The organism is Streptomyces sp. NPDC008163, from assembly GCF_042956885.1.
Taxonomy (GTDB): Bacteria; Actinomycetota; Actinomycetes; order Streptomycetales; family Streptomycetaceae; genus Streptomyces; species Streptomyces drozdowiczii_A.
The window spans coordinates 15,550-28,944 of record NZ_JBIBHG010000004.1 but is presented as its reverse complement, the minus strand read 5'-3'; the positions used below and the strand labels follow the sequence as shown (position 1 = coordinate 28,944).

General features: G+C 74.8%; 12 protein-coding genes. 2 read left to right on the top strand and 10 right to left on the bottom strand.

Features of this window, described 5'->3' with window-relative positions:
• The first annotated feature begins 11 nt into the window (after window positions 1-11).
• Window positions 12-611: a class F sortase gene (locus ACFZAT_RS10600; protein WP_391262832.1), complete on the top strand. Its 600-nt coding sequence runs from the start codon at window positions 12-14 to the stop codon at window positions 609-611.
• Window positions 612-618: 7 nt separating this feature from the next.
• On the opposite strand, the gene ACFZAT_RS10595 is transcribed toward ACFZAT_RS10600, so the two are convergent.
• The 3 genes from ACFZAT_RS10595 to ACFZAT_RS10585 are packed head-to-tail and all read right to left on the bottom strand — an operon-like array spanning window position 619 to window position 4,834.
• Window positions 619-2,076, bottom strand: a complete 1,458-nt coding sequence (locus ACFZAT_RS10595; RefSeq protein WP_391262830.1) for a M20/M25/M40 family metallo-hydrolase — start codon at window positions 2,074-2,076, stop codon at window positions 619-621.
• On the bottom strand, window positions 2,069-3,133 hold the full coding sequence (locus ACFZAT_RS10590) for a DUF917 family protein (RefSeq protein ID WP_391262828.1): 1,065 nt from the start codon (window positions 3,131-3,133) through the stop codon (window positions 2,069-2,071). Before ACFZAT_RS10590 ends, ACFZAT_RS10595 begins: the two co-directional genes overlap by 8 nt.
• A 57-nt stretch (window positions 3,134-3,190) precedes the next feature.
• The gene (locus ACFZAT_RS10585) at window positions 3,191-4,834 is read right to left on the bottom strand and encodes an OPT/YSL family transporter (RefSeq protein ID WP_391262827.1); all 1,644 of its coding nucleotides are present in this window, start codon (window positions 4,832-4,834) and stop codon (window positions 3,191-3,193) included.
• 201 nt (window positions 4,835-5,035) lie between these two features.
• On the opposite strand from ACFZAT_RS10585, the gene ACFZAT_RS10580 reads away from it, so the two are divergent.
• Window positions 5,036-5,806 (top strand): IclR family transcriptional regulator C-terminal domain-containing protein, encoded by a 771-nt coding sequence (locus ACFZAT_RS10580; protein WP_391262825.1) that lies wholly within the window; start codon window positions 5,036-5,038, stop codon window positions 5,804-5,806.
• A 22-nt stretch (window positions 5,807-5,828) separates the two neighbouring features.
• Here the strand turns inward: ACFZAT_RS10580 and ACFZAT_RS10575 are convergent, their stop codons facing one another.
• The 7 genes from ACFZAT_RS10575 to ACFZAT_RS10545 all read right to left on the bottom strand — a co-directional run bounded on the left by ACFZAT_RS10575 (window position 5,829) and on the right by ACFZAT_RS10545 (window position 13,322).
• Complete coding sequence (locus ACFZAT_RS10575) at window positions 5,829-6,509, bottom strand: AroM family protein (protein ID WP_391262823.1); 681 nt, start codon at window positions 6,507-6,509, stop codon at window positions 5,829-5,831.
• A gap of 140 nt (window positions 6,510-6,649) precedes the next feature.
• Complete coding sequence (locus tag ACFZAT_RS10570; RefSeq protein ID WP_391262821.1) at window positions 6,650-7,429, bottom strand: 4'-phosphopantetheinyl transferase superfamily protein; 780 nt, start codon at window positions 7,427-7,429, stop codon at window positions 6,650-6,652.
• 7 nt (window positions 7,430-7,436) lie between these two features.
• Window positions 7,437-8,729 carry an MFS transporter gene (locus ACFZAT_RS10565; RefSeq protein WP_391262819.1) on the bottom strand — a complete coding sequence of 431 codons (1,293 nt, stop codon included), beginning with the start codon at window positions 8,727-8,729 and terminating at the stop codon, window positions 7,437-7,439.
• Window positions 8,730-8,798: 69 nt separating this feature from the next.
• On the bottom strand, window positions 8,799-9,281 hold the full coding sequence (locus ACFZAT_RS10560; protein ID WP_391262817.1) for a hypothetical protein: 483 nt from the start codon (window positions 9,279-9,281) through the stop codon (window positions 8,799-8,801).
• 11 nt (window positions 9,282-9,292) lie between these two features.
• The gene (locus ACFZAT_RS10555) at window positions 9,293-10,588 is read right to left on the bottom strand and encodes a glutamate synthase-related protein (protein WP_391262815.1); all 1,296 of its coding nucleotides are present in this window, start codon (window positions 10,586-10,588) and stop codon (window positions 9,293-9,295) included.
• Window positions 10,585-12,912, bottom strand: coding sequence for an amino acid--tRNA ligase-related protein (locus ACFZAT_RS10550; RefSeq protein ID WP_391262813.1), 2,328 nt, complete (start codon window positions 12,910-12,912; stop codon window positions 10,585-10,587). The genes ACFZAT_RS10555 and ACFZAT_RS10550 overlap by 4 nt, the downstream gene beginning before the upstream one ends.
• Window positions 12,909-13,322 carry a cobalamin-dependent protein gene (locus ACFZAT_RS10545; protein ID WP_391262811.1) on the bottom strand — a complete coding sequence of 138 codons (414 nt, stop codon included), beginning with the start codon at window positions 13,320-13,322 and terminating at the stop codon, window positions 12,909-12,911. Before ACFZAT_RS10545 ends, ACFZAT_RS10550 begins: the two co-directional genes overlap by 4 nt.
• Between the last annotated feature and the right edge of the window lie 73 nt (window positions 13,323-13,395).

Here is a 13,395-nt window from a genome sequence, read left to right as displayed (position 1 = left end):
GTCGTCTCACGATGACATTGAGCGTGACCTCCTCGCTGGTGGCCGGCATCGTCTGGGCGAGTTCCGACTCGCCCGGCGATCCGGTCGCCGCCGCCCACGGCAACGACGCCGCGGGCGGCGGCGACCGGCCGGTCTCGCACGCGCCCCTCTCCCCGTCGCGGCCGGTGAAGGTCGCGGTGCCCGCGATCTTCATCGAGGCGCCGGTCACCGGCCTCGGACTCGACAAGAAGGGGCACCTCGGCGCCCCGCCCATGAGCAAGCCCCGGGAGGTGGGCTGGTACCGCGACGGGCCCTCGCCCGGCGAAAAAGGCACCTCGCTGATCGTCGGCCACCGCGACACGGAGACCGGACCGGCGATCTTCCTGAACCTCAACGCCCTGCACAAGGGCGACAAGGTCACCGTCACCCGGGCCGACAAGCAGAAGGCGGTCTTCACGGTCGACGCTGTGGAGACGTACACCAAGGACAAGTTCCCCGACGACAAGGTGTACGGCAGCACCGGTCGTCCGGAGCTCCGCCTGATGACGTGCGGCGGACGCTTCAACAAGAAGGACGGCTACGCGGCCAACGTCGTCGTCTTCGCCCACCTCACGTCATTGAAGAAGGCGTGACACCCCCTCACCCCGCCTCTGCCGGCTCCCGTACGGCGAAGGCGTTCAGGGTCAGGGACAGGCTCGCGGTGAGCCGCCGCGCGTACGGGACGTGCAGCGACTCGTTCGGGCCGTGGGCGTTCGCGCCCGGGCCCAGCACTCCGCAGGCCAGGAACTGGGCCCCGGGAAACTGCCGGGACAGCTTCCCCATCAGCGGGATCGTGCCGCCCTGCCCGATCCGGGCGATCTCCGCCCCGTCGAAGCAGGCCCGGCTCGCCCCGGAGAGCGCGGCGCTCAGCCACGGCTCCTCGGCAGGGGCCTGCCAGCCGTCCGCGAGGACCCGGTCGGGCGTGAAGCGGACCGCCGCGCCGTACGGCGGGTCCGTCTCCAGGAGCCTGCCCAGCTCCGCGACGGCCGCCGCGGCGTCCACCGTCGGCGGCAGCCGCAGTGCCAGCTTCACCCGGGTGTGCGGGCGCAGCACGTTGCCGGCCGAGGCGACCGGCGGCAGCCCGTCCGCCCCGGTGACCTCCAGGCTGGGGCGCCACGCCCGGTTGAGCAGCAGCTCACCGGGGTCGTCGGCCACGGCCGAGGTCTCCCCGTACCAGTCGAAGCGCTCCCGCACCCCGTCGCCGAGCAGGGCCGCCGCCTCGCGGGTCTGCTCCCGGCGCTCCGGGGGCACCGCGCCGTGCAGGGCGGCGGGGCGCAGCCTGCCCGTCGCCGGGTCCTCCACGCGGTCGAGCAGCTGCCGCAGCACCCGGAACGACGACGGCACCACGCCCCCGGCGTCCCCGGAGTGCGCGCCGTCGCCGAGGACCCGCACGTCGAGCGTGCCACCGCAGGCCCCGCGCAACGACGTGACCAGCCAGAGCCGTTCGTAGTCGCCCGCGCCCGAGTCCAGGCAGACCACGAGGCCCACCTCGCCGATCCGGTCCGCCAGCACCCCGAACCAGTGGTCCAGGTCCGGGCTGCCGGACTCCTCCCCGGCCTCGAACACCCCGACGCACCGGGGCCGGGCCGCGCCCTGCCCGGCCAGCGCCCGGATCGCGGTCACCGACGCGGGCAGCGCGTACCCGTCGTCGGCGCCGCCGCGCCCGTACAGCCGGGTGCCGTCGAAGGACGGCTCCCACGCGGTGCGGCCCCCGGTCCAGCCCCCGCCCTCGGGCTGTTTGTCGAGGTGGCCGTAGAAGAGGACGGTCTCCTCGGCCCGGGTGCCCGCGCCGGGGACCTCGAAGAAGATCAGGGGCGTACGGCCGGGGGCGCGCAGGACCTCGGTGCGCAGGCCCGGCAGCGGGACGGCGCGCAGCCAGGCCGCCGGCGCGTCCACGGCCCGGTCCAGGTGGCCCCGGGCCTCCCACTCGGGGTCGTAGGCGGGGCTGACCGCCGGGACCCGGATGTGGTCCCGGACCAGTGGCAGGATCTCGGCCTCCCACTGCGCGTCGCAGAACTCCCGTACGGGGCCCGGGTCCGCGAGGAACGGCTCAGACATGGGCGAACGCCTTCCCGGCGGGCGCGAACTCGATGCCGAGCAGCGCCTCCACGGGGGCGTACACCTCGGGCATGTACATCGTCGGCGACAGCAGCAGGTTCTCCGCCGGGGCGACCAGGACCTCGATCCGCCGGCCCACCGCGACATCGGCGGAGGCGAGCGGCTGTCCCGCCTCGTCGAACGTCGTGATCAGGTCCGGGAACGCGGCCCGGCGGCCGCCCGCCAGGTCGAGCGCCATGTACTCGTTGACGAAGTGCAGCGTGGTGCCGTCGGCGTCGTCCAGCACGGCGACGCCCACATCCAGGCCCTCGCGCTGCTCGCAGCGGTACTCGCGGACGGTCCCCGCCGCAGCGATCTCGCCGCCCAGCTGCGCGGCCGCGCCGGCCGGTCCGTCGGCCAGGAAGCGGCGCCCCAGCTCGATCGCGAAGCCGATGGCGCCCGGGGCGCCGTTGCGGACGGCGTAGCCGACCTCGACCGGGTTGCGGGCGACGCCGACCCAGCCGCCCGCCTCCACGGACGCGCGGCGGACGACGTTCGACGTCGCGTCCAGGCCGCCGGAGACGGCCCCCTCGACATAGGCGTGCGGCTTGCCGCCCGCGTAGCCCTGGCTGGACCGGTAGCCCTCGCGGCGGTGCAGGCCCATCGCGCCCATCTGGCTGGAGGGGTGGGCACGGCCGTTGCACGCGAGGTCGATGACCGGCAGGCCGGTGAGCGCGGAGTGGAACCAGCCGTTGATCGTGGTCTCGGCGCCGTTCTCGTTGGTGTGCAGCGCGACCAGGTCGCCCGGCAGTTCACGGCGCAGCAGTTCCAGTGCGCGCACCAGGTGCGTCGGCAGCACCTGCGGGTCGGGCGCGGCGGGGGCGCCGACCAGGGCCACGGTCGCGGTCAGGTCCCCGTCCGCGAACTCGTCGGCGCTCCACAGCTCGGGCGTGCCGACCTGGAGGGCCAGCTCGGCGGTGCGCAGGCCCCGCTCCACGAAGCCGCCGCCGCCTCCGCCGAGTACGGCACCGCCGTACACGGCCGCGCGGATGTCGTCATGGGTCAGCTGTCGCTTCACGGGGTTCTCCCAGGGTGGTGCTGTGCGGGTGTACGAGAGGGCAGTGAGGGGGGCCGGTTACTCGGCGGCCTTGAACACGCCGTTGCCGAAGGAGTAGAGGGCGTCGCCGGCGATCGCACCGCCGGCGAAGACCTCCAGGTCGCCCTTGACGTCCCGGCCGAACAGGCGCGGGGCGAGGACGCGTGCGGCGATGCCGGCGGCGACCATCCAGCCGGCCATCGGGGTCGTGATGAGCAGCCCGGTCGCGAGCAGGATGCCGAGCTGGCGCTTCGATCCGCCGACGAGCTGCACGATCGCGCCGGGGATCGCCCACAGCGCGAGGTGCTTCGCCGTCTCGACGGACGGGCCGGCCTTGATCGCGGCGACGTACGCGGCGTCGATCGGGGCCGTCTGCCCGTTGTCGAAGAACATCCGGTACGAGACGAGGACGACGACGATCGCGACGCCGAAGCCGATCATCGCGGCGATCAGCTGCTGGCGGCGGCCCTCCAGCTCGAACGCCGGGTCCGCGTTCCCGCCGCGCAGCAGGTAGCCGGTCTTCAGGTCGTACCCCATGTCCGCGAAGGCCGGACCGGTCGCCGCGGTGAAGCCGGACAGCACGACCAGCGCCTCCGGCGGGAAGCCGATGAGGATGCCGAGCAGCAGGGTGATCAGGGCGATGGCGAAGGCCGGGAACCAGCCGGAGTGCATGGACGCGATGCCGACCAGCAGCTCGTGCAGGAACGCCGCGACGGTCGCGTACACCAGGAAGCCGATCAGCATGCCGGGGCTCATGTGCGTCGCCGCGCCGGTCCCGAAGGCCAGCAGGACCGAGATCGCGAGGTAGGCGCCGAGGCCCAGCCGCATCGAGCGCCCCAGCCGCCGCGCGCCGTCCTCCGCGCCCTCCGGCGCCCCGGCCGCCGAGCGGTCTCGCGCCGCGTTCGTCCGCCGGGCGCCGAGGATGGTCCGGGCGACCTGCACGAGGGCGACGAGCCCGGCGCCGATCATCATCCCGTGCGGCAGGTACATCGCGTTCAGGTCGAGCCCGAACAGCGGGTCCGCGTACTGCGTGAACAGCAGGCCGACGCCGAACGCGGCCATCGCGCCGAAGCCGCCGATCAGGGCCACGCCGAACGCCGACATCGGCAGCGAGAACACCGCGCCCACCAGGCCGGTCACCAGCCCCACGCCCAGCACCTTGGCGCGACGGCCGCCCTCGTCGCCCGCCCGGATCGCCTCGGCGGCGGCGAGCCCCAGCGGCCACGGGTTCTTCGCGGGGAAGGCCGGGGTGTCGTACATCCGGTACAGCAGCCAGGCGTCGACCAGCATCGCGACCGAGACGCCGACCAGCATCGGGACGATCATGTCGTCCATCCCGAACAGGAACGGGATGCCGATCGGCAGGAACAGGCTGTTCGCGGCCCCGAAGGTGGCCGACGAGATGCTCGTCTGCGCCAGGTTCTGCGCGTGCACCGAGCGGAAGCCGCGGAAGGCGACGAGCGGCACACGGGCCAGCGTCATCGCGGCCAGCGCACCGATCAGCGACGTGCTGGGCGTGACGCCGAGGGTGGCGAGCAGCTGCACACCGACGACCGCGCCGAACACGCTGAGCACCACGGTGAGGATCAGGTTGCCGGGCGCGAGGGCGCGGGGGTGGCGCCCTCCGTCGGCCGCGGAATGCGGGGCGTCGGTGACGGCCCGGGGCGTCGCGTCGGTGCTCATGGATCTCCGGTGCTTCCGTGCGGGGCGGCGTCTCCGCCGCTCCAGGAGTTCCAAAATTTGGAACCATGTGTGAATATCTGGATACGCTGGATCATCTCCGCGGCGCGCCCGCCCGTCAAGGGGGTGGGCGGCGGTCTCGGTATGTGGGCGCCCCTTACGATCGGACGCACGGGCCAGGGGCCCGGGGGAGGCAGGAGAACGGTGAGCACACTCGCCAACGCGCGGGACGTCCTGCGGCTGCTGGCGCGCCTTCAGCGCGACCTGACCGTCACGGATGTGGCGGGCGCCCTCGACCTGCCGAAGAGCTCCGTGTCACGGACGCTGAGCATGATGGCCGAATACGGCTTCCTGGACCGCGACCCGGTGAGCCGCGCCTACCGGCCCGGCGAACTCGTCATGGAAGCCTCGTACCACTTCCGCGCCTCCCGCTCCACCGCCTCGCTCCTGGAGGAGGAACTGGCCGGGCTCGTCGCCGACATCGGCTACACCGGTTACGTGGATGTGCTCGACGGCACCGAATCGCTGGTGCTGCACATGCGCATCGGCACGGTCGGCGCGCTCCAGGCGTACACCCCGGCAGGCACCCGCGCGCCCGCCTACGCCAGTTCCATGGGCCGCGCCCTGCTCGCCCGCCTCGACGACGCGCAGGTGCTGCGACTCGTCGACGCCCGCCTCGAACAGGCCACCGGCTCGGCCCCGCGCACCCCCGGTGAGCTGGTCTCCTCGCTGGCCCGGGTGCGCGCGGACGGCTGGGAGTCCTCGCGCGGAGAGTTCGTGCCGAACGTCGCGGGCATCTCCGCCGCCGTCGTGGACAGCGATACGGGGCAGGTCTTCGGCATAGGGATCGCCCTGCCCGCCCCCGAGCTGCGCCACGAGAACGAGGCCCGCTTCGGACGCGCGGTGCGCGACGCCGCCCGGCGCGTGGGGAAGCGGATCGGCGATCCGTACTGGCTGCGGTACGTGGCCGAATAGGCCCCGGCCCCGGGGTCGTTCGTCAGGCGAGCAACGGTCCCAGCATCGCGCCGACCACCGCGCCCGGCGTCAGCACCGGCGCGGTGATCCCGGCCGCGCGCAGCGCCTCGCGGTGCCGGGTCCCGTAGCCCATGCAGTCGAGCACCAGTGCCTCCGCCCCCGCGTCCAGCCGCGTGCGGGCCGCCGCGCACAGGGCGCCGTCGTCGTCGGCGTACGGGGAGGCCGTGGCGAAATCCGGGGCCGGGTCGAGCGCCCGCCACTTCGTCCGGGCCTCCGCCACCTGCTCCGGCAGCGGTACGACGACCCCGACCCGGGCGCCCCGCAACGCAGCGCCCACATACCCCGTGAGCAGCGCGTCCGGCTCGACCAGCCGCGCCCGCCGGGTCCGCAGCCCCGGGAACTCCCCGGTGCACAGGAGCACCAGGACGTCCGCCCCTTCCGCCTCCACCCGCTCCACGAGGGCGGTGAGCCCGGCCCCGACGGCATCGGCGTCCAGGGTCACGGAGGTCCCGTCGGCCAGCCGGCTCAGCAGCGTCGCCCGCCCGGCCGCCGCCCCGAACCGCGTCCCCACCTCCGCCCGGTCCAGTCCGTCGAGGACCCCCGCGTGCCGTATCCGGGCGCCGGGCGGCAGCTCCGCCTCGATGGCCGCGGAGAGATCGGGGCGGGGGGACTGGCCGATGGTCAGGAAGGTCACGGTGGGCACGGGCGCCTCGCTTCGACGTTGTTCCGGATATTGGAAATCGGTTGTCTTTTCCGGAACAACGTAAGGCCGGACACCGTCCGTCCGGCAGGCGGAGGCCCCCGGCGGTGGTCGCCGCCGGGGGCGTTACGGGGCAGAGCCGGTCAGTCCGGGCCGGTGCCGCCCGTCTCGTCGCGGCGGAGCGCCACCGCCGCGCGGTGGCCGGGCGGGACGGCGATGTCGGCCAGGAGCCAGCCGCCCGGGGCAGCCGGTGCCGGTCCGGCGCCCACGTACTCCTGCGACGGGTCCGCGCCCAGGCCGATGCCGAGGCCCTTCAGATACGCCTCCTTCCGGGTCCACACCCGGGCGAAGGCGGCCGGCCGCAACGCGGGTGCCAGCGCGGCGAGTTCCGCCGCCTCCCAGGGGTGGACGACATCGGCCGCCTCCAGGAGGGTGCGCGGGTCCGGTACGGGCTCGACGTCCACGCCGACCGGGGTGGCGGCGACGGCGATCAGGCTCAGGCCCTCGCAGTGCGAGAGCGAGAAGTGCAGGGGCCCGTCCCGGAGCACGGGCCGCCCGTGCGGTTCGCCGCAGCCCGGGCAGGGGGCCCGGGCCACCGACACCGTGCGTGGGGCGACGCCCAGGTGGTTGCCGAGGACCCGGCGCAGTCCGACGTGGGCGCACAGATAGGTGGCGCGGTCGGCGGGGCGGCGGAACTCCTCGGCCCGGGCCAGTTCGGCGGGGCCGAGCACGAGCGGGGCGTACCGGGCCGCGGTCTCCTCGTGCACGGCGGTGGCCACCAGCCAGAGCTGCGGGCGGCCGGGGCCCGGCCCGGCCGGTGGGGGCAGGGCGGCGGGCAGCGGCGGCAGCGCCGCGGGCAGCAGGGCGGATTCCGGGACGGTGGATTCGAGGGCGGGTGACGGACGGGGGTCCAGCAGGGACATGGCTGCCTCACACGGCTGTGGCGGCGGGCTCGGGGGCGGCGGTGGCCTCCGTCGTGACGGGGGCCTTCCGCGTCAGCGGGGCGCGCAGGGCGAGCGTGGCGGCGACCGGTGAGAACAGCGCGACGGATGCGCACAGCAGCCAGGTGCCGGTCACGCCCAGCGGCGCGGAGAGCGAACTGAAGACGGCCAGGGACAGGGGCGCGGCCCCGATGCTGGACAGCGAGAACGTGGACATCGCGGCGCCCAGCTTCCCCTCGGGCACGGCCTGTTGGTACGCGGTGACCAGGGCGGGTCCGTTGAGCCCCGAGGACAGGCCGACCGCGCAGGCGGTGACCGCGAGGACGGCCGGCGAGGGCGCCAGGGCCATGGCGCCCATGCCCACCGCCAGCCCGGTGCCGGTGACGATCAGCTTGATCGGGACGGGGATGCGGTGGGCGAGGACGGCACCGGCCGCCGCCGACGCCAGGGCGCCCGCGCTGAACGCGGTCAGGGCCGCGGCGACCGAACCGATGCCCCAGCCCTCGCCGGCCGCACGCAGCGGCAGGGCCACCTCGGCCGGCCAGAGGAACGCGAAGTCCATGCAGAAGCAGGCGACGAACATCCAGCGCAGACGGGGGTGACGGCCCAGCAGCGCCAGGCCGTCGCCGGAGCGCCGGAACAGTGACGTGCCCCCCGCCCCGGCGCCGCGCTCCGGCCGGGTCATGCCCCGGCTCACGTGGAACGCGCAGACCAGCCAGACGGCGCACCCGGCCGCCGAGACGAGCATGACCCCGGACAGGCTGCCCGCCACCACCAGCCAGGCGCCCAGAGGTGATCCGGCGATCGGCGCCAGCCGCATCACCATGGAGAACAGGGAGTTGGCGCGGCCCAAGTGCTCCTGAGGGGCCAGCCGGGTGAGCAGCACGCCCGACGCCGGACCGGTCAGGCCGAGCAGCGAGCCCTCGACCACCGCGACGGCGATCAGCGGCCAGATGCTGTGGGCGCCCGCGGTGACCAGGGCGCCGATCAGCAGCACGACGAGCCGGGTCGCGGTGGCCCGGAGGAGGACCGCGCGCGGGCCGAGGGCGTCGGCGAGGGCGCCGCCGAAGAGCAGCATCAGGGCGCGCGGCAGGGTGGAGGCGAGGATGACGAGGGTCACCGCGGACCGGCCGCCGAGCTGGACGGCCGTCCAGCTCATGGCGATGATCAGCGCGAAGCTGCCGCACTGCACGGCCGCCTGTCCGGTGATGAAGCTGCCGATGCGCCGCCAGTCCGGCGCGGGGCCCGCATCGGACGGCGGGGCGGTGGGGTTCGATGTCATGGGATCGGCTTCCTGAGGTCGGCATTCCGGGTTGGCTTGGTGCGGTAGGGGGCGCGCCGCCTACGTGGTTCAGCGGCGCGTGACGCGGACGTGGACGCCGGTGTCGTCGCCGCGCAGCGTCGCCGCGACGGCCAGCGCGGCGGCCCGGCCCGCGGCGCGCCGCAGGGCCCGCCGGTCGCGTGCGGCGCGGACGCGCCCGGGGGCGCGGAGTTCCAGGCAGCCGCCGAGGTAGCCCCGGCCCGCCTCGGCCAGGGCCCGCTGGGCGGCGAGCCGGGCCGCGTCGGCCACGGGGGCCCAGGCGTCGGCCACGGGGTCCGGGCCGTCTGCCACGGGGTCCGGGCCGTCTGTCACGGGATCCGGCGCGTCGGTCACCGGGGCCGGGCCACCGGTCACCGGGGCCCGGGAGGCCGCGTCGCGTACGCCGTGCACGGTGACGCCGGGGATCTCCCGCAGCTCGAACCGGGCCCGGACGGTGCGGTGGCGGCCGGTGACGCGGCGGGGTCGCCGTGACGCGGCGGACCGGCCCCCGGTGGCGTGTGCCGACGCGGACATCGCCCGCCCGTTCACGGTGTCGCTCCGGCGGCCGCCCGGTCGGCGGGCAGCGGGGCTCCGGCGTCGAAGGGGCCGCCGTCCGGCCACCACAGGTCCTCGGGGCCCAGCGCGCCCGCCTCGTACTTGCCCAACGCGCTGATCAGCAGACGCAGTTCGAGCGCGATGCTCTCGGCGAGCCGGACCAGGCCGTGTTCCGGGTCCTCGTCCACGGCGACCAGCGCGGCGCGTCCGAGCCCGACGGCCGTGGCGCCCAGGGCGAGGGCACGCAGAGCGCGTCCGCCCTCCCACATCCCGCCGCTCGCGAGCAGGCAGCCCCCGGGCCGCCCGATCCTGCGCAGGCACTCCGCGAGCGGCAGACCGACCTGGTCCAGGAAGACCCGGGGCGCCCAGCCGGTGCCGCCCTCCGCGCCGTCCACGGTGACGGCGTCCGCCCCGGCCGCCCAGGCGGTTCGCGCGGCGTGCCGGATGTCGCGGCCCGGGTGGAACTTCACCCACGTACGGGCCTTGGGGAAGTTGTTCCGCATGAAGCGCAGCTGCTGGCGCAGGATCTCGTCGGTGAAGGTGCCCGGCGTGGCACAGCGCAGCCGGCGCTCGTCGTCCGCGCCGAACGCCTCGGTGACCGTGAAGCGGTCCGCCAGCTGGGCCGCCTCCGCGCCCCCGACGACGGTCATGCCGCCCAGGCCCGGCTTGGCGCCCTGGCCGGTCTTCAACTCGAACGCCAGGCGCCCCGATGCGAGCAGCGGACGGGTGGCGGGGTCGCTGTAGAGGAGGTTCCAGACCTCCGAGTCGGCGTCCTCGGTGGACTGCTGGACGACGATCCCGCCGACCCCCTCGGGCGCCGCGTCGAGATACGCCTCGATGCGCGCGAGGAGCGCGGAGCGGGCGGCGTCCCCGCCGCGCCGGTAGCCGTGCACGGGCACCATGTTCTCGCCGATGACCATGGGGATGCCGAGGCGGCCGGCCTGCCGGGACGCCTGCACGGCCAGGTCGCCGCTGCCCGCCCGGGTCGACCCGAAGGCCGACAGGTACAGCGGCAGCGAAGCGGTGAACCCGCCGGTCCTGACACCCAGTCCGACGTCCCCGGACTCCGGCTCGCGGGCGAGGGCGATCAGCTTCTCCAGCCGCTCCGGCATGAAGACGGGCGGCACGATCCTGGCCCGGTCGAGCGCGTCCGTTCCGGCCGCGGGCCCGGGGCCGAAGAGCTCTCCACCGTACGAGCCGGGGTCGGGGAACACCTCGGCGGTGCCGCGCCGGGCGCGGGCGCGGATCGCGCGCTCGGGGAGGCCGGGGGCGGTGAGGGCGCTCACGGGGCCACCACCCCGGGGAGCTTCGGGTAGGCGCTGACCTGCCACAGCGAGTCGAGTCCGGTGAGGAAGCGGACGAGGCGCTGGAGGCCCATCCCGAAGCCCGCGCTGGCCGGGATGCCCTCGCGGGCCTCCTTCAGATACCAGGCGTACTTGGCGGGGTTCTCACCGCTCTCGCGCATCCGCGTGACGATGGTCGCGTAGTCCGACTCGCGCTCGCTGCCCGAGACCAGCTCGCCGTAGCCGTGCGGGGCGATCAGGTCGAAGTTGCGGAGCACGCCGGGGCGTTCGGGGTCCTCGCGGTCGTAGAAGCCGCGCGAGCCCTTCGGGTAGTCGTTGATGAAGAACGGCCGGTCGCTCTCCAGCGAGAGGAGCCGTTCCCCGGTCCAGTCGATCTCGCTGTCCGGGCTCTGCGGGTGCCCGGCTGCCAGGAGCCGCGCAACGGCCTCCTGATGGGTGCACACGTCGTACTTGCCGCTGCGTACGTCGGCGAAGTCGGCCTCTTGGCGGCCCAGTTCGGCGAGAACCTCGGGAACGGCACTCCACACGTGCTCGGCGACATGGGTGAGAAGACCGGCGGCGACCTCCTGGGCGTCCTCGCGGCTCGCGCCGGCGATCTCCACGTCGATCTGGTGGAACTCGACCAGATGGCGGCCCGTGGTGGCGGTCTCCTCCGGCTCCACGCGGACATTGGGCGCGATGTAGAACAGCTTCGGGAAGCCGTGCAGCGACGCCTGCTTGTACAGGATGGCGCTGGTCATCAGCTTGTACGGGCGTCCGTAGTAGTCGACGTCCAGCGCCTTGGCGCCCCGGCCTCCCGGGTCGGTGACGGGTCCGACGAGCGGGGGCAGCAGCTCCGTGAAGCCCGACCGCCGCAGGAAGTCGCGGGCCGCCCACAGCGCCTCCTGCTGGACGAGCATGGCGGCGCGCAGCTGCGGGGAGCGCAGGTGCTCGCCGAGCGGGGGCGGCAGGGCGGGGCCTGCGGGCTGCGGGGCGTGGTCCATGACGGGCTCCTGTTCGTGGCGGTGGTGAGGGGCGGCGGTGCGTGGTCGGTACGCGGTCACGAGATCGTCCGGCGGCCGGTCGTAGCGGTCGGCCATGTGGTTCAGGGCGGTGAGGAGGCCTTGCGCGGTGAGCGGCGCCAGATCGGCCGGGGCGTCGGGGCGGATCGGCATCGCGCCGGTGTCCGACCAGCGCAGCCGCCCGTCCGAGCCGATGACGCCGCGGGAGCGGCCGGCGTTGTCGGGGTGGAGGCAGAACGGCACGTCGAGCAGGCCGCGCTCGAAGGCGGCGGGCAGCGCACGGGCCAGGTCGGGGTGGAGCCCGAGCACGGCCTCCACCAGGGCCCGCGCCTCCGCGTAGACCTCGGAGTCCTCCCGGCCGCCCGGCAGCGGGGGACCGGCGAGCGCGGCGGCCGCGGCCGCGGTCTCCAGGGCGCGGACGTTCTCCGCGACGGTCGGGATACGGCGAGACTCGGCGGTCGTCTTGACGAGGAGCCGGTCCGCTCCGGCCCGCACCGCGAGCCGTGCCGACGCTTCGAGCAGCCGGGTCGCCCCGCGCTCGGTGCGCGGGTAGACGCCCATGTAGGTGTAGAGCACGACGTGGTGGTCGACGCCCGCCGGCAGCAGTTCTCCGGCCAGCCGGCGCAGGGCCCGTACCGCCTCCTCGTCCTGGCCCGGGTCCGTCTGCTGCGCGTAGCTCAACGACACGCTGCGGACCCCGTGCTGGGCGAAGAACAGGCATTCCAGCACGCTCATCGCGACGAGCAGCCCGGGCGGGCAGAGCTGGCCGAGCAGACAGCCGCCGAAGCTTTCGAGGTGCGGCACGGAGCCGGGGAGGGCGTGTCCGGCGAGGAGTTCGCACCCCTCGGCCCAGGCGGCGACGGACTCGCGCAGCGGGGTGCGACCGTACGGCAGGCAGTAGGAGACGGGCCCGCCCTCGGTCGCGTCGAGTCCGGCGGCGAGCAGCGCCCGGACGATGGCCTGCGGGCGGGCGGAGCCGTGGCGGACCTGGACCGGGAAGCCGTCGTCGTGCACCCCGTCGAGCAGGGCGCGGGTGACGGCGAGCGGGTGGGTGGCGATCGGATAGCCGTTGAGCCCGGCGCCCTCGGTGAGCGCGGCACGGGCACCCGCGAGGTCACCGACCCGGGTGTAGCTGTCGATGGTGAGCGTGCCGACGGTCGTGGCCGCGGCTGCCCTGGTCCGCTCAAGTCCCGTGCGCATGGCGTGCGGGTCGCCGAAGCCCATGCGGGGCTGGACCACCAGCCGTCCGCCGGCGGCCGACGCCGCGAGGAACGCGCCGAACGGGCGCGGCGCGGCGGCGGTCATGCCCCCACCCGCGCGGGCGCCTCGAGGAACGCGCACAGGGCGTCCAGGTCGCCGGCCCCGTCCCCGAGGACGACATCGCAGCCCGCCGCGCGCAGCCGGGCAGCCTCGGCCTCCCGGGAGTGGCCGGCCGTGCCCAGCTTGCCGCCGACCGCCACCTGCAGGGCGGCCGGCTCCGATTCGGCCCGCAGCGCGCGCACGGCGGCGAGCGCGTCCCGGTAACCGTGCCCGTTGACGCTGCTGAGCACGACCGCGTCGGGGGCGTGCAGGCGGCAGGAGGCCGTGAGCAGACGGGGACTCACACAGGGGCCCAGCGCGACGACATCGTGCCCCCGCTGCTCCAGGAACAGCCCGAGATACACGAGGTTCCAGGTATGGGAGTCCGAAGCGGTTCCGCTCAGGAGTATCTTCATGCCCTCGACAATATTTTCCCGAACCCCTCGCGGGCGGAAGTCGAGGCGGAAGTCGAGCGGCAGTAACAGGCGG

What these genes read in the sequence shown, in the direction of transcription:
- ACFZAT_RS10600 (WP_391262832.1), top strand. Translation starts at nt 12, where the DNA reads ATGACATTGAGCGTGACCTCCTCGCTGGTGGCCGGCATCGTCTGGGCG.
- ACFZAT_RS10595 (WP_391262830.1), bottom strand. Translation starts at nt 2,076, where the DNA reads ATGTCTGAGCCGTTCCTCGCGGACCCGGGCCCCGTACGGGAGTTCTGC.
- ACFZAT_RS10585 (WP_391262827.1), bottom strand. Translation starts at nt 4,834, where the DNA reads ATGAGCACCGACGCGACGCCCCGGGCCGTCACCGACGCCCCGCATTCC.
- ACFZAT_RS10570 (WP_391262821.1), bottom strand. Translation starts at nt 7,429, where the DNA reads ATGTCCCTGCTGGACCCCCGTCCGTCACCCGCCCTCGAATCCACCGTC.
- ACFZAT_RS10565 (WP_391262819.1), bottom strand. Translation starts at nt 8,729, where the DNA reads ATGACATCGAACCCCACCGCCCCGCCGTCCGATGCGGGCCCCGCGCCG.
- ACFZAT_RS10560 (WP_391262817.1), bottom strand. Translation starts at nt 9,281, where the DNA reads ATGTCCGCGTCGGCACACGCCACCGGGGGCCGGTCCGCCGCGTCACGG.
- ACFZAT_RS10550 (WP_391262813.1), bottom strand. Translation starts at nt 12,912, where the DNA reads ATGACCGCCGCCGCGCCGCGCCCGTTCGGCGCGTTCCTCGCGGCGTCG.
- ACFZAT_RS10545 (WP_391262811.1), bottom strand. Translation starts at nt 13,322, where the DNA reads ATGAAGATACTCCTGAGCGGAACCGCTTCGGACTCCCATACCTGGAAC.